The 20,680-nt window shown below is 39.3% G+C and carries 24 protein-coding genes and 1 pseudogene; 13 read left to right on the forward strand and 12 right to left on the reverse strand.

Annotated features, from left to right (window positions below; translation table 11 throughout):
- Position 1: 1 nt before the first annotated feature.
- From CRI9333_RS23710 to CRI9333_RS23735, 6 genes are read right to left on the reverse strand one after another with little or no spacing between them, the layout of a single operon-like run.
- Entirely contained in the window at positions 2–658 is a 657-nt protein-coding gene (locus CRI9333_RS23710; protein WP_015205598.1) for a hypothetical protein, read from the reverse strand.
- On the reverse strand, positions 655–1,179 hold the full coding sequence (locus CRI9333_RS23715; RefSeq protein ID WP_015205599.1) for an HNH endonuclease: 525 nt from the start codon (positions 1,177–1,179) through the stop codon (positions 655–657). The genes CRI9333_RS23710 and CRI9333_RS23715 overlap by 4 nt, the downstream gene beginning before the upstream one ends.
- 2 nt (positions 1,180–1,181) lie before the next feature.
- A complete protein-coding gene (locus tag CRI9333_RS23720; protein WP_015205600.1) occupies positions 1,182–1,448 on the reverse strand; it encodes a hypothetical protein in 267 nt (88 codons plus the stop codon).
- 56 nt (positions 1,449–1,504) lie between these two features.
- The gene (locus CRI9333_RS23725) at positions 1,505–2,014 is read right to left on the reverse strand and encodes a hypothetical protein (protein WP_015205601.1); all 510 of its coding nucleotides are present in this window, start codon (positions 2,012–2,014) and stop codon (positions 1,505–1,507) included.
- 3 nt (positions 2,015–2,017) lie between these two features.
- A complete protein-coding gene (locus CRI9333_RS23730) occupies positions 2,018–2,527 on the reverse strand; it encodes a hypothetical protein (protein WP_015205602.1) in 510 nt (169 codons plus the stop codon).
- On the reverse strand, positions 2,527–2,790 hold the full coding sequence (locus CRI9333_RS23735; RefSeq protein ID WP_041227054.1) for a hypothetical protein: 264 nt from the start codon (positions 2,788–2,790) through the stop codon (positions 2,527–2,529). The genes CRI9333_RS23730 and CRI9333_RS23735 overlap by 1 nt, the downstream gene beginning before the upstream one ends.
- Positions 2,791–2,952: 162 nt before the next feature.
- Between CRI9333_RS23735 and CRI9333_RS23740 the strand changes: the two genes are divergently transcribed.
- The 4 genes from CRI9333_RS23740 to CRI9333_RS23755 all read left to right on the forward strand — a co-directional run bounded on the left by CRI9333_RS23740 (position 2,953) and on the right by CRI9333_RS23755 (position 7,877).
- Positions 2,953–3,189: a helix-turn-helix domain-containing protein gene (locus CRI9333_RS23740; RefSeq protein ID WP_157462494.1), complete on the forward strand. Its 237-nt coding sequence runs from the start codon at positions 2,953–2,955 to the stop codon at positions 3,187–3,189.
- A gap of 296 nt (positions 3,190–3,485) precedes the next feature.
- A complete protein-coding gene (locus tag CRI9333_RS23745) occupies positions 3,486–4,214 on the forward strand; it encodes a hypothetical protein (protein ID WP_015205605.1) in 729 nt (242 codons plus the stop codon).
- 250 nt (positions 4,215–4,464) lie between these two features.
- On the forward strand, positions 4,465–4,674 hold the full coding sequence (locus tag CRI9333_RS23750) for a hypothetical protein (RefSeq protein ID WP_015205606.1): 210 nt from the start codon (positions 4,465–4,467) through the stop codon (positions 4,672–4,674).
- Positions 4,671–7,877 (forward strand): plasmid replication protein, CyRepA1 family, encoded by a 3,207-nt coding sequence (locus CRI9333_RS23755; protein ID WP_015205607.1) that lies wholly within the window; start codon positions 4,671–4,673, stop codon positions 7,875–7,877. The genes CRI9333_RS23750 and CRI9333_RS23755 overlap by 4 nt, the downstream gene beginning before the upstream one ends.
- 257 nt (positions 7,878–8,134) lie before the next feature.
- Here CRI9333_RS23755 and CRI9333_RS23760 read toward each other — a convergent pair whose 3' ends face one another.
- The gene (locus tag CRI9333_RS23760) at positions 8,135–8,443 is read right to left on the reverse strand and encodes a hypothetical protein (RefSeq protein WP_015205608.1); all 309 of its coding nucleotides are present in this window, start codon (positions 8,441–8,443) and stop codon (positions 8,135–8,137) included.
- A gap of 261 nt (positions 8,444–8,704) precedes the next feature.
- Here CRI9333_RS23760 and CRI9333_RS25315 point away from each other — a divergent pair, with 261 nt between their 5' ends.
- The 9 genes from CRI9333_RS25315 to CRI9333_RS26315 all read left to right on the forward strand — a co-directional run bounded on the left by CRI9333_RS25315 (position 8,705) and on the right by CRI9333_RS26315 (position 15,780).
- A complete protein-coding gene (locus tag CRI9333_RS25315; RefSeq protein WP_198013715.1) occupies positions 8,705–9,874 on the forward strand; it encodes a HesA/MoeB/ThiF family protein in 1,170 nt (389 codons plus the stop codon).
- A gap of 3 nt (positions 9,875–9,877) precedes the next feature.
- Positions 9,878–10,126: a hypothetical protein gene (locus CRI9333_RS23770; protein WP_015205610.1), complete on the forward strand. Its 249-nt coding sequence runs from the start codon at positions 9,878–9,880 to the stop codon at positions 10,124–10,126.
- A gap of 71 nt (positions 10,127–10,197) precedes the next feature.
- Positions 10,198–10,455, forward strand: a complete 258-nt coding sequence (locus CRI9333_RS23775; RefSeq protein ID WP_015205611.1) for a hypothetical protein — start codon at positions 10,198–10,200, stop codon at positions 10,453–10,455.
- A gap of 2 nt (positions 10,456–10,457) precedes the next feature.
- Entirely contained in the window at positions 10,458–10,970 is a 513-nt protein-coding gene (locus CRI9333_RS23780) for a ubiquitin-conjugating enzyme E2 (RefSeq protein ID WP_015205612.1), read from the forward strand.
- A gap of 228 nt (positions 10,971–11,198) precedes the next feature.
- Positions 11,199–12,182: a Mov34/MPN/PAD-1 family protein gene (locus tag CRI9333_RS23785; protein WP_015205613.1), complete on the forward strand. Its 984-nt coding sequence runs from the start codon at positions 11,199–11,201 to the stop codon at positions 12,180–12,182.
- Between the two features lie 10 nt (positions 12,183–12,192).
- Entirely contained in the window at positions 12,193–13,923 is a 1,731-nt protein-coding gene (locus CRI9333_RS23790) for a type IV secretory system conjugative DNA transfer family protein (RefSeq protein ID WP_015205614.1), read from the forward strand.
- Between the two features lie 22 nt (positions 13,924–13,945).
- Complete coding sequence (locus CRI9333_RS23795) at positions 13,946–14,590, forward strand: hypothetical protein (RefSeq protein ID WP_015205615.1); 645 nt, start codon at positions 13,946–13,948, stop codon at positions 14,588–14,590.
- Positions 14,591–14,720: 130 nt separating this feature from the next.
- A complete protein-coding gene (locus tag CRI9333_RS23800; RefSeq protein WP_157462495.1) occupies positions 14,721–14,990 on the forward strand; it encodes a hypothetical protein in 270 nt (89 codons plus the stop codon).
- Positions 14,991–15,006: 16 nt separating this feature from the next.
- Complete coding sequence (locus tag CRI9333_RS26315) at positions 15,007–15,780, forward strand: hypothetical protein (RefSeq protein ID WP_015205617.1); 774 nt, start codon at positions 15,007–15,009, stop codon at positions 15,778–15,780.
- Positions 15,781–16,176: 396 nt separating this feature from the next.
- Here CRI9333_RS26315 and CRI9333_RS23810 read toward each other — a convergent pair.
- From CRI9333_RS23810 to CRI9333_RS23825, 5 genes and pseudogenes are all read right to left on the reverse strand, one after another.
- A pseudogene (locus tag CRI9333_RS23810) lies at positions 16,177–16,902 on the reverse strand (transposase); the annotation flags it as partial.
- Positions 16,903–17,049: 147 nt separating this feature from the next.
- Complete coding sequence (locus CRI9333_RS27085) at positions 17,050–17,193, reverse strand: hypothetical protein (RefSeq protein WP_157462496.1); 144 nt, start codon at positions 17,191–17,193, stop codon at positions 17,050–17,052.
- On the reverse strand, positions 17,194–17,970 hold the full coding sequence (locus CRI9333_RS23815) for a hypothetical protein (RefSeq protein ID WP_051035483.1): 777 nt from the start codon (positions 17,968–17,970) through the stop codon (positions 17,194–17,196). It abuts the gene before it with no gap.
- 55 nt (positions 17,971–18,025) lie between these two features.
- Positions 18,026–18,487 (reverse strand): hypothetical protein, encoded by a 462-nt coding sequence (locus tag CRI9333_RS23820; RefSeq protein WP_015205619.1) that lies wholly within the window; start codon positions 18,485–18,487, stop codon positions 18,026–18,028.
- Complete coding sequence (locus CRI9333_RS23825) at positions 18,487–19,707, reverse strand: ParM/StbA family protein (RefSeq protein WP_015205620.1); 1,221 nt, start codon at positions 19,705–19,707, stop codon at positions 18,487–18,489. The genes CRI9333_RS23820 and CRI9333_RS23825 overlap by 1 nt, the downstream gene beginning before the upstream one ends.
- Between the last annotated feature and the right edge of the window lie 973 nt (positions 19,708–20,680).

The following is a 20,680-nucleotide window of genomic DNA, read 5'->3' on the forward strand; positions in this document are numbered from 1 at the left end:
ACTACCAACCTTTAGACTGTCCTAACTGCAACAGTGCCTCTAGCATTGCTTTACCTTTCTGATAATTTGTTCCGCCCTGTTTCAGCACATCTTTGATAATGTCGCTATCGCTAATTCCTTGCTGTTGCAGTGCCGTTACAGCTAGATAAGTAGGTCTGTAACCTTCCATTCCCTCATCTGTTGCAGCATCCGTTACAGAGGGTGTTGCAGTCGTTAGAGAATCAGTTACAGCTTCGTTATCCCTTGCTACTGCGTCGTTACGGTCGTTATAACTATTTGACTGTTGCAGTGTAACGGGTTGCTGTTGCGAGGGTTGTAACGCTGTAACGGCTTCTGACTGGTAACGCTGTTCTTGTACCCATTGCGAGGTAGCAAGCTGACTGATGAAGTCGGCTTTTTCTGCCTGTTCAATTGCTTTTAAAAGTGGTGTGATGCGCTGTAGTTGATGCCCTGTTGCAACGGCTGTTACACCGCAACAGCTAGTAATAAACAAGGTCATATAACGCAGTGAAACGCTAAACTTATCTTTGGGGTTGGGGAATAGAAAAGGTGATGCGCTCCAAAGTAATAGCCCTATTACGGTTGACGATCCGCCAACTAGAGCGAGTAAGTTTCTGTTGCTACGCAGTTGATCTTGTGGCGACGATATTTTAATCATTGTACGTGGCTCCAAGTTCTACCTTCTGCTATTCTTTGAATAGTTCCTTTAGCTACTTTGTACATTTTTCCAATTTCTCCATAGCTAAAACTCTTTTCTCTTAGCAATCTTTTGATTTCTAGTACCTGAGACTCCGTGAGTTTGGATCTCCCATGTTTACAGCCTAGAGGAGCATTACCCCTCCCCTTTTTCGCCTTGTCTTGGTTGTTATCGAAAATAGTTCCTACTGATAGGTTATTAGGATTAATGCACTTAGGATTATCGCAATAGTGCATGACAATTAATCCGTTAGGTATCCTACCTTTAAAAAACTCGTAGGATACCCGATGAGCTAGATATGTTCTTCCTACTTTTGCTAACTCAAACCTACCATAATTTCCCTTACCAACACATTTTTGTAATTCGTGACAGCCATTCTGTGTTACTACGAATAAGTTAGGGCTTAAAAGCCTGTTAACTAAGTTCATTCGCTGATCGCTCGGCAGATCATATAAGCTTGGATGCGTAACTTTAACCATCATTCTTACCTTACCCACTGTATGATCGACCCAATTAAAACTATTGCAATCATGGTGATAAGTCCCCCAATATATTGAGTGTAGGTAAGTCCCATTACCTCTGATAAATAGTCATCTACTAAACCTCCAACCACAAAGCACAGGCTGATTACAACCACCAGCCAAAACGCATAAGCTTGAAATCTAGGAACCACATAAGCGGTATAGGAAAATAGACCGCAACAGCTTACACCAAGTAAGAAATATCCACCTAGTTGAATTGATTTACCCATATATCCCCTTAAAAAGGGGAGCAATAAAATACTCCCCAAAAGTTGCTAATTAGTCACTAGCAGCCGTAACTGCTTTTTATGGCATTAATCGCATTTGCAGCGTTAGTTTCTGCTGATTTAACTTCACTGTGCATTTCTGCATAATGAGGGCGCAAACTATGTAAATCCTTAGCTAGTTGTGCGTTAGCTTGCTGTTTTTCAAGTTCAGTCCGAGCTACTTTTGATTGGTAGCGACGGTGCGTGGTATGTACGGTAGTATCAGAATCCTCAATATTTTTCAGGGCTTTATAAGCACTAACTGAAGCGTCTGCTTGTACTTTCTTTTGCTTGGCTAAGATGCGTAATGCGTCAGCTTCAGCTTTATTAAAGTAGCGGGGGGCTTTGACAATTGGCGCAGTTCTCACACTGCTAAAGTCTGCATTATTTGGGGTGATAACATCTTTATCAGTTGCAGCCAGAACCTTACTGGTAGCTAAGTTGTGATTAGTTCCATCATTTGCTAGTTGTCCACCTGCCTCAGTTGACGCGTCTAATTTTTTACGGGTGATAAATTTCAGTAGTCCCATGATTTAGTTCTCCTTAGATTCAGTTAGTAAATTTGGATTGTTGCCACTTAGAAGCAGTTCTGGATTACAAGGTTTTAAACCCAATTCAGTCAGCAAGGTTACACACTCAGTCGATGTCATTGGTTTTGCGATCGCCGTCTTAACCCGACCCGTAACTGCGTTATCTATGCGTTGCAACAGTCCTGGTGTAATGGCATCAGCTACGGCACTTATCAAACTGCTGTAACGCCGTAATGGGTCTACATCCGACTGCTGTAATGGCTGTGTAACAGTCTCTTGTAATGGCTCTATTACATCGTCTGTAATGTCTGCATTACAGGCTGTTACACCTTTGATTTGCTGTAATACCTCAAGCCCTATTGGTGTCCAGAAAACCTGATTGTTATCACCAGTTACCCAGTGAGTACCTTCGATTAATTGGTCAGATTTGCGAGACTTCCAAACCCTTAAATTATTGGTAGAAATCCCTAAAAACTCGGCAGCTTGAGCAGTTGTGTAAACTTCGTTGTTCATCACCGCCTGCCCTCGATAAAGCCTGCAAGCTTACCAGCACAAACATCTTTATCGGTTTGCAGTTGAGCGATTTTCTGCTGCTGCAAGTTGTCAGCCTGTTGCAATATTGCAAGCTGGTTACTGTTCCAGGCGTGTTGCAGAACGTTTATGCCGATGCTGCATAGGAATAGAGGGAATAGCACAGAGGTAGCGTTATCGCTGTTGTTATTGGAGGAATCTTGCATAATTCCCTCCACAGTGCGATCGCTGTGATACTTTTTCATTCATCATTAGATTTGTCTCCTATACATAGGGGCTAGGTGAGTGGAGGTGTCCAGCCAATACACTCACCTAACTTGTAACTGATTACACCCTCATTATGCCATACTTATAGTGTGGTTTCTAACATTTAGAGAGGGGATTACTTGTCTATAGGTGTAAAACATTTGACTGTCCAATGGAAACTCAGGGAGGTAATGGCGCGAGAACGCATGACAACCGTGCGATTAGCAAAAATCTTAGGCGTTCATGAGAACACTATTTATAAGTGGAGAATTACTGATGTTCTGCCAGCTATCGGTGGCGAAACACTGGATCGTATTTGCAATGCCTTAAATTGCAGTCTCTACGAGTTGATTGAGTACACCCCCAGCCAAGAGGATAAAGATAGCCCTACTCAGTGAATTCTTTAGTGAGCAGGACATATTTGAATTAGTCAACTAAGGACTCGATCCGTCGAAGTGAAAAATTACTTGTATTCGCTTCGCCCTTAATGCACCGCAACAAATATGTAGGCAGCATTATTAACCTCTACCATCAGTGATGAAGTGAGCAAAAATACTAACAGCTAAAGGAACGCGGAATTTGGCAGTCTCGCTGTCTAGCTAAACAATAAAATAATAGCTAAGTAGTGCATAAACACGCTTGTTAAACGTAGCTAAAAGCAGGACGAATTTGGCAGTAATAGGGGAAATGGCAAATGCAAGCTACAGAGCAAAACAACATTACATTACCTCTCCACAACTGGGAAGCATTGCAGCAACTAGAGCGGGAAAAGGACTATCTATCTGCTACCTATGCTGAATGTAGTGCTGCTGCGATCGCAGCGCTCCCGTTGGTCGGATATCCAGCCTTTATCATGTTCGCATTGGCGTACAAACCTCTAGACCAAATTCAAAAATTGGCTCGGCTCATCAAAGTAATGCGGCTTCTGTTGGAGGAGTTTGAACACTTGGGAGTACAGATTTTCCCTACTTTAGAAGTGCCAGAACAAAGAAACCCACTAGATCTGTTTGTAAGATTTCCCAAAAAAGCTCATATCCTTATGTCGATCCGTTCCAAAGGAGAATCACAAATTGTTTATAACGAGGCAAAAGAAGGGCTGTATGTAAAACGAGATAAGAAAGGTATAAAAGACTGGAAACCTTGCCCTCTTGTGGAATTAGCCGATTACACCAATTGGCTAACCAAAAATAGACAAATATTTGGAATGTCCTCAAGAGAAGTTCGCAATGTCCCTCTCACAAAAGTTTTAATTTTGTGGAAGCCGACCTCAATCTACAACCATAGAGATGAACTTTATACCGCAATAGGATCGTTAAAACTTCTGCTTCTAAAAAGAAAAGGTGCTGCTTTTTTGATTCCTGAAGAGGATATAGTTAAATTTATTAAGGCTTTCCTAGCTCGTTATGAGGAGAAAGAAGCATAAGAATCGTTGAAAAATGTCCATAGGAGTCGTGCAACGACACAGATGGTTCATTACAAACCAGGAATCGGACGCTCATAAATTTCAACCCAGAGCCTATTCCGATCTCAATTGTAAACTATCGTTGCTCCTGTAGCAACGCTTGTGAAGCAGCACTCGTGTAGCAACACAATCAGCACAAATACTTATTTGTCTGAACACTTGAGATTTGATAGGTAGCGTCCGGCTCCCCTCACCACACAAGGAGCGAGCAATGCAACAGCTACCAAAGGCGAAAACCCAGCCTACTAAATGGGTTATCCAGGCTTATACGTTAAGAAAGCAGCAGCAAACGGCTGAAACTTGCGCCACACTTAAATTTGAAGCCAAACGTCAATTAGGCGATCGCACTCCAGTATCGCTAAAAGATTTTGAAAAATTAAATAATTATACATCCTCTCTGCCAAATGGGGGTGAGGTATGATATACCCTCAACACCTAGAGGAATGGCGTAATTCTGCGGTCGCTCAAGACATCATTGAGTTGAATGTGCGCTCGCTCAGTGGCAACGAAGCTTACGAGGCTATCCTTTATGCCTTGCCTAATACTGAACGACGTAATGACGGCAGATTAAGAGACTATTGGCTGAGGAAATATCATCACTTTGATTATGGTGGCTGGCATTGCACAGGTGTCGATGTTATTACTCTTAAAGAGAGTCAATGGGGATGTTTTAAACCAAACAAACCAAGAGTTGAGGAGTTTAATGGTTTTGGTGATGTTCCAAAAGTAAAAACAGTTAAGTACGAGCATCCGGTTAAAACTCCGACAGAGATATTTGCCCTAAAAGTACCGCGTCACATTTGGCAAGCCATAGCAGAGCGTTACGGACTAGAAATAGAGGGTGATAACTTCTGGGATTGGGTAATCGCTCACCCTGAGATTCCCATTATCCTTGTCGAGGGAGCCAAGAAAGCAGGAGCCGTTCTGACTGCTAATTATATAGCGATCGCACTACCAGGGATCTTTTCTGGCTATCGCCAGCCCAGAGATGAATTTGGCAACAATACTGGACTCAAATACTTAATCCCCCAACTAGAAGTATTTGCAGTCGAAGGTCGAGAATTTTACTTCTGCTTTGATAACGATCAGAATTCTAAAACAATTCAGAATGTAAGAACTGCAATAACTAATACTTCTAAACTCTTAATCAAGAGAAAATGCACCGTTAAACTTATACAATGGAACTTCAAAGAAAAGGGAGTTGATGACCTAATTGCAGCACGAGGTACTGAGTGCTTTGATTTGCTATATGAAACTGCTTCAACTTATAAGCAATGGCAGAAGAAGCTCTTATTTGATATCACTCCTTATGTCTCTGAAACTGTTTGTAAGCAGTACTTAGAAGCTAGTGATATTAATCCCCCTGATGATGCTGTGATCATAGGAATTAAATCCTTTAAAGGCACAAACAAAACTGGTTCACTAGCTGAATGCGTGAGAGATTTTATTGCCGATGGTAAGCGAGTATTAGGAGTTGTCCATCGTCAACAATTAGCTGCTGTCAATGCCTCCAGATTCGGTGTAGACTATCTTAATGATCTGAAGCAATCTTTTACTCAATCATTACAAGGATATTTTCTCTGTCATCACAGTTTACACCCCCACAGTAAAGCTAAATTTGACCCCCACTCCTGGGATCAAGGTCTGGCTGTATTTGACGAAATCGAGCAAGTAATCTGGGATTTACTAGACAGCAGTTTGATTAAAGAATTTAGAATCTTAATTATCGAAACCCTCGCATCAGTTTTACAGAACATTGTTAGAGGCGGGGGGAAAATTTACATCATGGATGCTGATCTAAGCCCCATCAGTATTCAGTTCCTTTACAGTTTGTTAGGTGAGAAAGTTAAAACTTGGGTACTGCACAACACTTATCTTCCCACTGACAGAGAACGACATTTATATGTTTACAACAATCCTAAACAGCTAGTAAACAAGGCTTTAGATACTGCTAAAAAAGATCAGAAGATTATTGTTCATACCTCTGGACAGAAGCATAAAAGCAAATTTGGCACTCGGAATTTAGAAGCCCTTTTCAATAAAGAATGCTTCGGAAAAAATATTTTACGGATTGACGGTGAATCAACTCGTGATCCTAATCATCCTGCTTACAGATGTATCGGCTCTGACTTAAATAAACAACTTATTGATTATGATATCGTCATTACCTCTCCATCTTTAGAGACTGGCGTAAGCATCGACGTTAGAGGTCATTTTAATGCGGTATTTGGAATTGCTCAAGGCGTACAAACTGTTAACAGTTTCTGTCAAACTATCGAGAGAATCAGGGAAGATATACCCCGCCATATATTCGTAGCCCCCAGAGGATTGCCTAGCTGTTTCGTGGGCAATGGTTCCACTGATATCAAAGGTTTATTAGCTTCAACTCATCAACTAGCTAAAGCTCACATTAGTCTACTCGCACAACTCAACAATGATGGAACAGAAACCGAATACTTTGATAGCCCCCTAATTACTTGGGCTAAGTTGGGAGTATTAATTAATCAAGGAATGCTGAACTATCAAGAGTCAATCCTTGAGAAGTTAGAGGCAGATGGCTATGAGATTTTAGAGCCAGAGCCGGATGAGGAAATAGTAGATTTATCAAAGGAGATTACCGAATCTAGAGATAAAATTTATCAGGAATATTGCCACGATGTTCCCAATTCATATACCTTGTCACCTGATGAATTTAACCAACTACAAAATCAACAATCTCGTACTGAAGATGAATTACTCTCAGAGAAAAAATTCCTGCTCAATAGAAACTACCAAATAGAGGTTACGCCAGAATTAGTAGAGGCAGACGATGATGGCTTAAGCCCAAAACTCAAACTGCTCTACTACTCAACTATTGGTCGAGAATATTTACCAGAGCGTGATAAAAAAGCTTTAGCTAGTTTAACAGAGTATAGCGATAAGAAAGTTTGGAAGCCTGACTTAAATAAGCGACTACTAGGAATTAAGGTGAAATTGGTCGAGTTGTTCTTATCTCGGTTTTTAGAAGGCGATAGCACATTTACTCCCTCAGATCTACAGGCGTGGCACTTACAGCTTTACGTCTCAAGGCACGATATTAAGACAGCAATCGGCGTAACCATCAAAGAGGATTCGTCACCGATTAGAACTGCCAATGCACTGTTGGCGTTGGTAGGAGCCAAGCTTGCCCCTACAGGGGAGAAGCGGGGAGTTAGAGGTGAGCAGGAGAAGGTATATAAGTGTGTTTCCCTTGTCCAGCACTGGGCAGATCAGATATTCCCAGCGTGGCTTGAGCGTGACAAATCTCAAAATGTATCAAGTTCTGATACCGTAGTACAAAATCCGTATATTAATAGATCAAATCAAGTTTGTACTACCGATCTTGTTTGTACTACCAGTCAAATTGAAAGCCAGCAATTAGATCTAATCAATCCAGTAGCCAAACAGAAACCAGAACTTAATCCCCCGCACAGTGAACAATCGGCTAGTTTGGTCGGTCGGAGGGCTAGAGCCTTTGCTACCAGATACAACCCTGCTGGGGAGGGTGTGATAGTGGTTGATCGTGGCTATTCAAAATCAGTTGAGATCCAACTAGACAGTGGGCGCGTAGTTTTCTGTAGCGTTGATCAGTACGAGGTGGTGTAGCTTCAAACCAAGTTTCCAACTGGAGGAGACTAAAAATATGAGCGGAGAAACGTTTCTCCTAAACCCCTCAGTTTCAAACCAAGTCTGATTATGGAGGAGACAATAACGGGAATTCTTGTGTCTGAACATTCATACCAGTAGATTTTGACCACAGTTCTGTGGGGCTACCGCCCCAAACATTTTAAAAAGACCCAAATAGATTGACGCGCCTAATTTTTATCTTGCTCAACTAAACTATCAGCACAGTTACACTATCACTAGCCTTGGTCAAAACTGGAAATTACTCTTTTTGTAATGCCAGTAGTTCTTACTTGGGTTGTTTCACTGGCTGGTTTGACTAGATTGTTTGAAGCTGCGCGTTCAACTTTACGCTGAGACTGTCCCACTCCCTGTTTTAACAACTCGGAAGAGAGATTGTCCCTAACTGTATTGCTGATGCTATCTGATTGGGTTGAACGAAACTCATCTCTAAAGTGCCGCATTCTGGCACACCAGGAATTGTAATCTTCTTTCTGACTCCAACCCAAATATCCCTCAGTTTCTTCTAGGTAATCAGAAAAATTCATTTACTGCCGACCCTGAAGTGAAATTACTTTTATGAGGATAACGAAAATGGCACACATCAACCAGTAGATGATGTGTGAAATGAAGAACAGTAGGAAACATCAACTCCACTCAAAAATTCTGTAAAACATCAAGATACAGGTGTATTCAGAGAAACTATTTGTTCAAAGGAGCGCATCAATTTTTTGGCTTAAATCTCAAGTGAGTCTTTAAACATTTATATTAAATACAATGTGATGCAATACTAGATCTACAAAATGTTGATGCCTGATGATAAATATGATCGCTTAAAAAGGATTCCCAACTGGAGCCAAGAAAAATTGGTCAATGCGAAAGTGGCGGTATTTGGCTGCGGCGCATTGGGTAATGAAGTGCTGAAAAACTTGGCTTTACTGGGAATTGGTCATATTTGGGTCGTGGACTACGACACCATCGAAATCCATAATTTGACGCGCTCAGTTTTGTTTAGAGAGTCGGACATAGGTAGGCATAAAGCTGAGGTTGCGGCCGAGCGAGTTAAAATTTTGAACCCAGATACCCAAGTTTATCCCATTATCGGTAAGCTGGAATTTGCCTTTGGGTGCGGCTTGCTGCGGGAAATGGATGTGGCGTTTGGCTGCTTGGATAGCGTTAGTGCCAGACGAGAAATTAATAAAAAGTGCTACTTTGCTGGGGTGCCTTGGATTGACGGCGGAATTAACCACCAACTGGGAAATGTTGCTCTTTTCAATCCCAGGGTTCCAGACACTGCCTGCTATCGCTGCCAAATGGATAGGTCAGCTTGGGCAAGGCTCAACGAAAGGTATTCATGTGGATTTCTAAATGACAGCTATCAGGAACCAAAGTTAGCAACAACCATTATGACTTCATCGGTTATTGCCGCTTACCAAGTCGAAGTGGCTGTGCAATTGTTGTTATTTGGTGAAAGTAACTTAAAACCAGGCACTAAGCTGTTTTTACCTGTTACTATGCCAGTAGGTTTTACAACACTTGAATTTAATCTTGATCAGGAATGTCCAGATCATGCCTCAATTCCGCAAAATAGCAGCACATCACCATTGCCAGTCAAATTTGAGAGTACACCTAAACAAGTTGCCCAAGAATTAGATTTAGGGCCGGATTGGAAGTTAGAGTTGCCTTTTGATTTTGTCTCTAAGTTTACTTGCGAAAATTGTGGATACATAGATCTAGTTAGAAAACCTCTCAAAGAAATCAAACAAGGTGAAACAAAATGTCCGCAGTGTAACAATTTAAACAGAGAAGCTGTCAAGTATTTTCAGCTTTATGCTGAGTCTGAAGATGCAGATTTGACTTTTAAGGATTTTTGGTTAGCTGAACGGGAGTTGCTTAACTATAGTGGTCAAAAATTTCAGTGGGACGTAAACATAGAGTTATTTTCTGAATCCAAAAAAACACATCAGGATGATAATTAAATCATGGAAACAATTAAGGTCATTGTTAAGACTTTCGATGGAAATTTCAAAAAAACAACTGATGTTCCTGGGGATATGCTTATAGAAGACTTTCAATGGGAAGCTCAGGAAGTGGCTAACTTATCATCGGTTCCTTACTACTTGATTTTAGATAAAACAAACAAAATCCTACGAGGTAATGATACTTTTCAAGGTGCGGGCATTCAATCGGGATCTTTATTAATACTCGTACCTTATGTAGAAGTTAGCTAAATTCATTTGATGTCAAACCATCTTATAATCACTTTCATAACTACAGAAATCATCAGGAGGATAATTAACTCATGGAAACAATTAAGGTCACTGTTAGGACTGTCGATGGAAATTTCAAAAAAACAACTGATGTTCCTGGGGATATGCTTATAGAAGACTTTCAGGAGCAAGCTCAGGAATTGGCTAACTTATCATCGGTTCCTTGCCACTTGCTCTTGAGTTTAGATAAAACAACCAAAATCCTACAAGGTAATGATACTTTTCAAGGTGCGGGCATTCAACCGGGATCTTTATTAACACTCACACCTAATGCAGAAGGAGGTTATTAAAAATGGCTATTCGTGACCAGCGGCTTGCTAATGACTATAGAGGTTTACAAAAGCTGTGTGCTTTTAACGAGCCAGTCAAAGTTAAGATACTGGAACAAAGAGGTACACCACCCGAATACTACCGAATCCAACTATCTAACTGCAAGGGGATAGAGTCAGTTGCAGGTGAAACACCAAAGTATCGAACTGAACACATAATTATCATCAGTAATTTTCCAGCAAACTATCCCGATCCGGGTCAATTGCCTGATGTTAAGGTAGAAACTCCACTGTATCATCCCAATGTTTTTTCACATGGAGGATTTTGCTTCAAAGGTAGTGAACTGACAACTATCAGTCAGCCTCTAGATGTTTTGGTAAAAAGAGTTATTAGTATGATCCAGTATGAAAATCTTAGGTTTGGAGCACCTGCTAATGGAAATGCAAGAGATTGGGCTAATAGAAATAACCACTTATTTCCATTAAGTACAGGTTCAGATTTTGGTCAAACTAAGCCCAAGTTGAATTGGAGATAAAGTAAAAATTTTTAGCTTTTATTTAATATAAAGATGATTGGGATAGAGGAATTTCATGTAACCCTTTGGCAAAAAATAGGCTAAAAAATATCTATAGCGTTTCCTATGTAACTGAGGTACAAGAATATTTTGTATATCAAGCCTTGAAGTTCTGAGGCTGTACCTCACCAGATCGAGAAACGCTATATTTTCCTTATTAAGACCTTTAATTTAGTGGGATTAAAGATTATGCCCAAACTCCAGTGGCGTGATTCTGAGGATGTTTATAAACCGATAAGCCGTTCTCTTAAAGAATTTTTGCAAGAGAACCATAATCGCATACGTCATCAAAATCATAGAGGTATTGAAGCACTATACAAGCAACTAAGTAATAACAGAATGAGTGTTTTTGTAGAGCGTGAAGCTGAGGATAGACTTATAGAGCATCTCAGAATCGATCCTAATAATGAGACAGGAGGCGTATTAGTTGGACAAGCTTACTTATGTCCAGATACAAAGAATCATTACACGGAAATTGTTGGGTCAATAGCTGCTCCTTATACAGTTGGTAATCGAGTTCATTTTCACTTTACTCCTGAATGTTGGCAGGCGATTCTAAGCGATCAAAAAGAATACTTCCCCAGAACTACAGTTGTTGGCTGGTATCATTCCCATCCTGGTCATGGAATTTTTTTATCAGGGACTGACTTAAATACCCAACGGTTATGCTTTAAGCAAATTTGGCAAATAGCAGTAGTTTACGATCCCTTACGTCAGGAAATAGGCTATTTTTATGATGCAGATGGGAGAAGGGTTGAGGCTATATATCTTCAAGAAATGTCGGAAGCTGCTCAATCACAACCCGAACAGCAACAACTGAACTGGCGACAGCCAGAACTACAATTGTCAACAGTACCTACTCCTTCTTCATTAGCGTTACACAATACTCCTGAAGAAGGCGAAGAACCGTTGCAAGACATACCTCAACAAATAGCTAGACAGACAAAAACAAGGGGTCAAAATCCTAAGTTTATTCTCGTTTTGCCAATTATTGTAGTTTTATTTTTATTAGTTTTATTTATTAATAGTAACCTATCTCAGCCTGGCTTTAAACTACGACCTTCACAGTCGCAACCTACAAAGCCACAATCTGTAGACATACAACCAGCCGAACCACGACCCACAGAGCCACATTCAGCAGAGTCGAAACGCCCAAAGTTAGAACGACCATAGCCTTAATAGTATGACTTGGCAAGATTTATTTGAAAACCAAACCTGGTGGTTAAGAAACCTGTTCGGCGGTAGGGAAACTATCATTGGCCCCAATGAACCTTTACCCCCTACAGATATTCATCTTAGAGATTTAAGGGATTACTCAGGAACAGCCATACTCAACGAGCTTTGTGATACTTTCAAGAGTCCAGGCTCTCAGTTTCATAATTACAAAATTATTAAACATCCAGATAGATCTGCTTCTCAGCCAGTTGTCAATCTCGGTAAGTTTCTAAAAATTGCTGGCGGAAAATTCAAGCCAACTCAAGATATTTGGCTGCAAGAAAAATCTATTTACAGAAATATGGCTATTATCGGGCCACCTGAGTCTGGCAAGACGAAAGGGTTAATTATTCCAGGGATAAAGGCTGCGATCAATGCTGGTTTATCTAATATTGTAATTGATGTCAAAGGTGGTTCTCTAATAGACGAACTAGGACATTATGCAGAGCAAAGGGGAGTGAGGGTGATTTATTGGAGTACGCTTCCTCAAGAAGTTGCCCGCAGTCACAGTATTAATTTACTAGATAATATCAACTCTGTACAAGATGCTCAAATCTTAGCTAAATGTTTGTATGGTGATACTGAAAATTTAGGGGAAAATCAGCAAATTGCCTTGAGAGATATCGCTTGGATGGCTCAGTGGATAATGCTGATTAAACATATTTTTGGCAATGCTGGCAACCTCAAGCATATTTATCAAATTGCTCAAAACCCTGTTGAAACCCTAACCCCACTTTTACGAGTATGTCAGGATAGTAGATTACAAGCAGCTATTGAGTCCCAATTAAGATTAATTCAAGAAAGCGAAAATGGGGCAAATGCTTTTACTTGGGCAATTCAAAATGCGATTGGTTTTTTTGGTTGGCCTAATTTTGAGCAAGTTACAGGACACAGCGACATTTTACTGCGAGATATTCAGCGTCACCCTACTTTATTAGTAATTGGAGCCGAGTTAGCAGGACGTGATGTTTCTAAAAAGATATCATCAGCACTAATTGATATTCTAATGACTATTTTTTATGAACGATGGACTCAAAATGAGGGTGAGCAAGGAATTGTATTTTGGATTGATGAGTTTCCTAGAATTCAAAAACAGATAGATATTAGTGAGTTTAGTAGCGTGGCACGTTCAGCCAGAGGAAGCATTGTAATTGCTGCTCAAAGCTTAGAGCAAATTACACCCGAATATCGAGAACAAGTGCTGGAAAATTTTGATACGGTTGTTCTCTGTCGTGGTGTAAGTAATGGTGCAGCTGAGTGGCTGAGTAACCGTTTAGGAACTCGCAGCCAAAATTTGACAAGACGGAGATACCACGATCCCAATCCACAAGACGAGTATCCTTGGTTAAGGACTCGTTCAGAGCGAGAAGGTTATGAAAATTGGCGCGAATCTGCACCTGTACTGAGTAGTAGAGAGATTCAGTATCCTGTAGGCAATCACTATGTAGCAGTAGTTCATTCTAGAACAGCTTGTCGCAAACCTTTTTTAGTCGATTATAAGAGGGCTTTACAGCCAAGTGCTGAATGGCGACCAGCACCAAGAGTTCAATTAAACTGGCAAGAACCTACATCAGAACAAAGAAGAATTGCCGGGTCAAATACTCGGCAATTAAACTGGCGTGATAGTCAAGAACAGGAAGCTACAAACCAACAGCAGGAAAACAGACCCCCCTTAAACTGGCGAGATGTTGAAGAGTAAAGAAAGAGAAGGAGGTAGTTTGATGTCACAATGGAGCCAAGCAACACAAATGGATAATTTTAGTGGTCTTTGGTATAAGTTCAAACAAGATAGTAATGGTAATTGGCATATTTTGTGTTCGAGCGATAAAAATAGCTTGGAAAGCCAAAATATTATTTATCATGACCATTATTGGCAAAGTAATGGTCGGTGGTATTGTCAAGGTAGACAAGGTAACAAGCATACGATGAATGGAGATTCTTTTATTGAAGGAATCGAAAGGCAAAATCAAATAGCTTCTTTGGATCTAACAGATGCTGAAAAGCAAGAACTCAATTTAACATCTGGAGCTTTAAATCGCTTAACACCTCAACAAGTGAAAAAATTAGCAGACTATAGAGCGTGTCAAGCATATGGTAATGCTGGGTATGGAGGAACCGATCGTGGTGTAGAAGTTAGCCTTTATGAAGCAGATATTTTTGAGCGTTTAGTAAAACAACATCAATCTAGCACTAGCACCCTAACTTGGCGAGACGCAGAAGAAAACAGGCTTTCTGTAACTGAGTCAGCCAAACAAACATTGAACTGGCGAGATGCAACACCCGATATAAACTCACGCCAACCCACACAAGCTCGACATCAGTGTTCTCATCAAATTAGAAAATCAACTCGAAAAATGACAAGATAATTTGATTTTTTTACTAAATGCTGTTGCAACAGAAATGGAAAATTTCGAGGCAGGTGTAGCGTGTTGTTGGACTGGGCATAAGTTTATGACAGGTGAGCGAGGAATGAAGTGTCTTACCTGTGGAAGAGTTATGACAAATGAAGCTTGGGAAGAGAAGGGAAAATGTTTTTTTGGGCATACTAATAGTACTTTTGCAATAGCTGGAAATATCACGATATTAAGTCCTGTCAGACCTAGAACCCGTCTAGAATGGCGAGATGTTAATCCACCTCCAGTTATGAGTCGATCTAGAACCCGTCTAAAATGGCGAGATGTTAAAACTAATAAATGGAAAATTATATTCATTTTAGCTATAGGTTTAATTTTGATATTTTGGATTATTTTTATTTTTAAAAGATAACCTTAATCATATAGATATGGAAACGTTTGAACCAGGAATTGCATCAGCATACAATACACACAATTTCACCGAAGGTGAGGAGGGAATTAAATGTTGCACCTGTCCAAGAGTTATGACAATTTATGAATGGGAAGAAAAAAGGCGATGTTTCTGTCAAGGGACTAATGTTGTTCCCGCCAGAGCTCGCTCTGCTCCGCCAACACGCTTAGAAAGCAACCGTACCAGAGCATCGTTTTCTCGCTCAAGACAAAACAATATTGTTCCTCCCATAGCTGCCACAAATTCAACAATAAATTCGCGTTCTACCACTAACATTAATTCTACTAGAACGCAAAATCATGCTTTTTCAAATAAATTTATGGCAATAGCAGCTTTAATCTTATTTTCCTTTTGCGTACAACCAGTGTTAAATTTGTTTAATAATTTATCTTTGCAATTATCTCAATCACGCCTTCAGATACCACCTGAACAATTTATGAAAAATTACTATTTTAAAATTAATAGTAGTAAATACGAACAAGCTTGGGAAGATTTATCTCCTAAATTCCAAGCAAAATCTGATCTTATGCCTTATGGGAAAACTTCTTATCTAAATTTTTGGAAAAGTAGAAGAGTAGAAATTGAAAGCATTAATTTAGTAGATCAAAAATCAAATTATGCTGAAGTTAATATTCGGCTGCGATACTTTGCACAATCAAGAAACCTTGGGTCTAATTATATAAGCTATACTTTGATTTGGAACTCGTCAAAAAACAACTGGCAAATTGATGACAGTAAACTTTTTAACTGATGTGTAAGTAATCATATGTAAAGGTTACTTCTATATAAATTTTATACATAAGTTTTAACAACTTCTAAACATCAAATAAATTTCATATGTAAATACATGACACAAGTAAAATATTATTTTTTATCTGGCTGAAAGAACAATTCCTCCCTGTCTATTTTGACTACAGTTCTATAGGGCTATCGCCCCAAACATTTTTAAAAGACCAAAATAAATTGACGCGCCTAATTTTTATCTTGAGCAACTCAACTATCAGCACAGTTACACCGTCTCTAGTTAGGACTTGCTGAAAAAGTAAGAGGAAAGGAGCAGAATGATTAACTAGCTAACGGAGTAAGAGTGATAAATAAGTTTTCTTCGAGTTAATGAATTAACAAATAAACTGTGATAATCAATTACTCAAAAAAAGTAATTGAATCCAAAAAATGACCAAAAAATCTGTCGGAGAATGACAGAGAGATTCATGACTAAAAAGGTAATAGCAATAGCAGTTTCGGAAGTATGAGCCAGTTTAGCCATGATGCGATTCAAACTAAATCTTCGTTTTCCTTGACCAAATTTCCCCTCAATATAATTACGAATTTTTTCATCTTCTAAGGCTTGTTTCTTAGTTCCCTTACTAATATTTAATGGTGGTCTACCTAATGGAGGGCCACTAATTCTAATTCCTCTTTCTTTACACCAAGCTCGGTTATCTCTATTCCGGTAGATTTTATCTACATGAACTGATTCTGGATAATATCCTGTGTATTCTTTAAAAGCCTCTATTTGTGTTTTTAAATCGCCTGATTCGTTAAAATTATCCCAACTAATCCGGTCAAGAAATACATATTCATCCACACAACTAGCGGACAATTTTGCGCCAAATTCTACTGGCATTCCGGCTTTTCCTCTGACTATCGGACGAATATGCGGTTGACTCAAACTTACAATTCTGTCAGATATACTTTGTTTGTTATTATCATACATCCATTGCTGTTGACGATAGACTTCTGCTACTATTAATAAACTCTTGAATTGCTTGTTATTCAAGCAATTCAGCGCCGCTCCATCTGCGATTAGTTGGTCTATATGCCCTAAGTTTCGTTTAATATATTGTAGTTGTTTTTTAATCGCGTTTCCTCTGACTTGGAGAGAACTTATCCTAGGAGTGCTGATCCTAAAGAGACTAAAGGCTAATGTTTGTTACCAACTAAAATTTTAGCTTAAACGCCTTAGCAAGGATAGCAGCTAAGGCTGTCGCAATGATCTTATTAGCATTAGTGAAGAATGTTACTTTTCATCTACCCAGACACCGCGATCGCAGTGTGTAGGAAACACTAAAAATACGGTAGTAGAAGATTTGATGTCATAGTAGTTTCCACAAGCAAAGCTACCAGTACAACCAGTACAATCAAGCTGATATATATTCTTCAATCATGGCAGCAAGTTTAATTTATCAAGACCTGCGTAAGTAGCATTTAAGAAATTCTTAATCCGCTGCTTGCTCAATATACCAAAACCTGAACCCTCAGCCAAAGCTTTAGAAAACGTTAATTGACCAGCATCAACTCTATTTCTTTCCTCAAAACTAAACTGAGGGAAATCCATCTGAAAAACATTTTCACGAGCCAGTATTTCAGCCAGATCTTTATCTTTCTCTATGATTGTCCAATCGTCAAAAATTACTTGATTACGAACAAAAATGTGCGTGATGTCTTTAATTTTCTCATCATTAACAGATTCTTTGAACTTCTCAATGCTGGAATTACCACCATTACAGACAAACCATTTACAAATTTGAACATTCTTCTCTTTGGCTAAAGTGAGTATCTTGTTACGATCAAACCAAGCTGTAACTGAAGAATATATATTAGAAGGCAGATTGACAATTACGCTTTTTTTAGCAGCTAACTCAAAAACAATGTCAGCACTAGAACGCTTCTTATCTTCATTGGTAAACTCAGCTTCAATATAATGTTTTACTCCTTCTTCATCAGTAAAATAGATTTTGCCAACATCAGGATTAGATAAATCAGATTCTACAAATTCAATGCAATCGCTTAACCCTTTAGTAATGCAATATTCAAGCAGCACTCGGCAAAATAAACTTTTACCAACACCACCTTTTTCACCATCTACCAAATGAATGCTGTTAGTTGCTTGAACATAGGAGTCTGTCTGCTGTTGTTGAGTCATTAGAACGTCTTCCATTACTATGTACAAAAAAACTTCTACCTAACGTAAGAACATCGCACCTTGACAAAAGTTACATATCCTCATCCTCCCCAAAGACAGCCTCAATATCTTTAACCTTAACCGCACCTCCTCCTAGTTGTAATCCCTTATGTGGAGATTGCGATTGTTCAGGTTGTGATTGTTGTGGCGTTGGTAATGGTTGTGCTTGTGCATAGTTTTGACCATTTATTATCGGCTGAATCGGTCTTTCCAAAAAGAATACCTGACGAATATAACTAGCGTAGTTCTCTAAAGCATTGCAAGCTTCTAAAGCCATTACCCTTAATTTTTCATCAGATAAATTACCTTTTTCTTTATAAGCCAACGGTAAAACATACATTCGTAAAAATTGCCAAATCAAATCTTTAGACTCACGCGCTCCTTTATCGTTCAGATACGATAACACTACACCTTCTGGTGTATCTTCTAAGGATTGAAACCTCAATTTAAAATCAATAGATTTCTTACGAGGAAGCTTATCGTTATCATTCATTACACTGCTGCCTTGGCTTTAAAGTAAGTAAACAAACCAAAAATATCAATTAACCGGAACGCTAACGCTTCTTTTTGATGACGCTCAGTTTTTAACTTGTCAAAAGCTTTCTCAACTTCAGAAGTCATATCAGCCCCCCAACAAATAGGAACTACTTGTCTATCTCCAGGCTGCGGCAGTTTTGGCAATGCCGATTTTTCACGCACACCAAAATACTTATTTAACTCCGGCTTTAAATAAACTCCTGCACCACCACAGATAATTACTTCGTCTAACTCACTTGGTAAACACCTATCCAACCATTGCTCTAACTCTTTCCAATATTCTGCACGGGCAGAAGTAATCGCTTCAGTAATCTTTTTAATTTCTGATAAACGAAACTCAGGATCTCTACTTCTAGCTAAACCTTGAATTGCAGCAGTGTTTTCCAACTTGATTGAGGAAAAATTATCAGGGCGACTCATAATAAAATGATTAGCTTGAAAGATGGCTTTAGACAACTCTAATGGTTGTTGACCACTGGTGCGTTCTAATACCTTATTCTCCAACTTCATAAAACCCATTTCTGGACTTTCACCCTTGACCATTCGACCACCACTAAACTGTAAAGCTGTGACATTCCTATGCCCAAACATCAAAACAGCTAATGTGCGATCGCGAAACCAATCTAATCCTTTCTGACTAATTCTTATCATTGCCAAACCACTTCCTTCAGGTCGGCATAAAAAACTGCTTAATTTCACTTTTAATGGCTGACCTCGGAAACTAAAGTCAGCTAGTACAGAAGTTAACCGTTCTTCAAACTTTTTCCGATCTTCGTACTCATTCCAAGGCAATAAGACCGTCAGTTCCAACGTTATATTATTAAGATTTCGCTTAGTAGAACTGGAATTGGCTTTATCTATAATCACACCTAATGCTGCGGAGGTCTTATAAATTGCTCTTTCATACTTCAATTCTGACATTCCAGCATCACCAGAAAACTCACGAGCGAAAGAACCTACTAAATAAATATGACCATCCCACTCAACCCATGCTTCATCCTCTGGTCTTGCGCTACCTAATTGTCCTTTACCTGATCTATAGTTTTCTAAAGTTTCTCTTGACACTGACGCAATCTCTGGTAGCATTGTTACTAAATAAGTCTCTTTTATCCCTTCAACCTCTGCTATAACTTTCGTAAGTGATGCGCCTGGATCAATTCCAACTGTTATTTTCACCTAATACTTTCCTCACCCTTCCCCAGTTTTACTAATTTTCGCTCCCTACGTTTAAACCGCAATCTTCCCAAAGTGATGCTTATTACCCAGTAAAATCTGTAAAAAAGAGCAGGAAAATTCAGGAATACATCAGGACAAACTAGGAATTACCAGGAATAAATCAGGAAATATCAGGACAACCTTAACTTTGCCAGCCCTTTATACTACAAAAAATGGCGTTCATCTCTAAAATACTTGCCTGAAATTGTCTGATAAATGCCTAAAATTGCCTGATAAATTCCTGATCTGCCACACCCAACCCAAGCCGCCCAAAATACGACTCCGATCTTACAAAATTGAAATCTTTGAGCAAGGAGTGGGCTTTTGCTGACATTTTTCAATCAGAGAATATTACCCGATTTTACCTCTTTGAGTACGATTTTGACCGCCTCTCCAACTCGCACACTACATTTGTATTATATTTTTGACGAGTTCTAGTCACTGCTTCCTGTACTCCAAAACATATTACAGGCAAGCTACACAGGAAGCGATCGCACTCTAAATTAAGGGTAAGTTTTTAGTAGAAATTCTACGAATGGGTTATGAACTATTTCAAGGTGCTGTACAAATCAGTCTATAGCTAAAGATAAGCTAGTAATAAGGTAGCAGTAACATTATTGAGTATAAAATTGTTATAGCTAAGTAAAAAATGAACGGTAAATGTAGCCCTAAAACTAAGCGAACTGACAAGTCAGCGCAAGCTATCGCACACTGCACAGTAACATCAGTTAGGTCACTAATAAAATTTTAAAGCTTTAGATAGGCAATTAACAGTGTTAGTAACTGCAATACAAGCACCACTAGCGCGGCGCTTATCTAAAAAGTACTATGATTGTTGAAAGTCTTTTTCCTTGTTACAACAATTCTTGAGCGCCTGGAAGTGAAAAATGCGACCAAATTGCACTTCGATCAATGCTCTCGCACAATGCTAGAA

Origin of the sequence: Crinalium epipsammum PCC 9333 (genome assembly GCF_000317495.1) — a bacterium.
Lineage (GTDB): Bacteria > Cyanobacteriota > Cyanobacteriia > Cyanobacteriales > PCC-9333 > Crinalium > Crinalium epipsammum.

What these genes read in the sequence shown, in the direction of transcription:
- CRI9333_RS23715 (WP_015205599.1), bottom strand. Translation starts at nt 1,179, where the DNA reads ATGATGGTTAAAGTTACGCATCCAAGCTTATATGATCTGCCGAGCGAT.
- CRI9333_RS23800 (WP_157462495.1), top strand. Translation starts at nt 14,721, where the DNA reads ATGACAAATGAAGCTTGGGAAGAGAAGGGAAAATGTTTTTTTGGGCAT.
- CRI9333_RS23795 (WP_015205615.1), top strand. Translation starts at nt 13,946, where the DNA reads ATGTCACAATGGAGCCAAGCAACACAAATGGATAATTTTAGTGGTCTT.
- CRI9333_RS23790 (WP_015205614.1), top strand. Translation starts at nt 12,193, where the DNA reads ATGACTTGGCAAGATTTATTTGAAAACCAAACCTGGTGGTTAAGAAAC.
- CRI9333_RS23725 (WP_015205601.1), bottom strand. Translation starts at nt 2,014, where the DNA reads ATGGGACTACTGAAATTTATCACCCGTAAAAAATTAGACGCGTCAACT.
- CRI9333_RS26315 (WP_015205617.1), top strand. Translation starts at nt 15,007, where the DNA reads ATGGAAACGTTTGAACCAGGAATTGCATCAGCATACAATACACACAAT.
- CRI9333_RS23720 (WP_015205600.1), bottom strand. Translation starts at nt 1,448, where the DNA reads ATGGGTAAATCAATTCAACTAGGTGGATATTTCTTACTTGGTGTAAGC.
- CRI9333_RS25315 (WP_198013715.1), top strand. Translation starts at nt 8,705, where the DNA reads ATGCCTGATGATAAATATGATCGCTTAAAAAGGATTCCCAACTGGAGC.
- CRI9333_RS23755 (WP_015205607.1), top strand. Translation starts at nt 4,671, where the DNA reads ATGATATACCCTCAACACCTAGAGGAATGGCGTAATTCTGCGGTCGCT.
- CRI9333_RS23780 (WP_015205612.1), top strand. Translation starts at nt 10,458, where the DNA reads ATGGCTATTCGTGACCAGCGGCTTGCTAATGACTATAGAGGTTTACAA.
- CRI9333_RS23770 (WP_015205610.1), top strand. Translation starts at nt 9,878, where the DNA reads ATGGAAACAATTAAGGTCATTGTTAAGACTTTCGATGGAAATTTCAAA.
- CRI9333_RS23745 (WP_015205605.1), top strand. Translation starts at nt 3,486, where the DNA reads ATGCAAGCTACAGAGCAAAACAACATTACATTACCTCTCCACAACTGG.
- CRI9333_RS23735 (WP_041227054.1), bottom strand. Translation starts at nt 2,790, where the DNA reads ATGAAAAAGTATCACAGCGATCGCACTGTGGAGGGAATTATGCAAGAT.
- CRI9333_RS23760 (WP_015205608.1), bottom strand. Translation starts at nt 8,443, where the DNA reads ATGAATTTTTCTGATTACCTAGAAGAAACTGAGGGATATTTGGGTTGG.
- CRI9333_RS23710 (WP_015205598.1), bottom strand. Translation starts at nt 658, where the DNA reads ATGATTAAAATATCGTCGCCACAAGATCAACTGCGTAGCAACAGAAAC.
- CRI9333_RS23775 (WP_015205611.1), top strand. Translation starts at nt 10,198, where the DNA reads ATGGAAACAATTAAGGTCACTGTTAGGACTGTCGATGGAAATTTCAAA.
- CRI9333_RS23785 (WP_015205613.1), top strand. Translation starts at nt 11,199, where the DNA reads ATGCCCAAACTCCAGTGGCGTGATTCTGAGGATGTTTATAAACCGATA.
- CRI9333_RS23750 (WP_015205606.1), top strand. Translation starts at nt 4,465, where the DNA reads ATGCAACAGCTACCAAAGGCGAAAACCCAGCCTACTAAATGGGTTATC.
- CRI9333_RS23815 (WP_051035483.1), bottom strand. Translation starts at nt 17,970, where the DNA reads ATGGAAGACGTTCTAATGACTCAACAACAGCAGACAGACTCCTATGTT.
- CRI9333_RS23820 (WP_015205619.1), bottom strand. Translation starts at nt 18,487, where the DNA reads ATGAATGATAACGATAAGCTTCCTCGTAAGAAATCTATTGATTTTAAA.
- CRI9333_RS23730 (WP_015205602.1), bottom strand. Translation starts at nt 2,527, where the DNA reads ATGAACAACGAAGTTTACACAACTGCTCAAGCTGCCGAGTTTTTAGGG.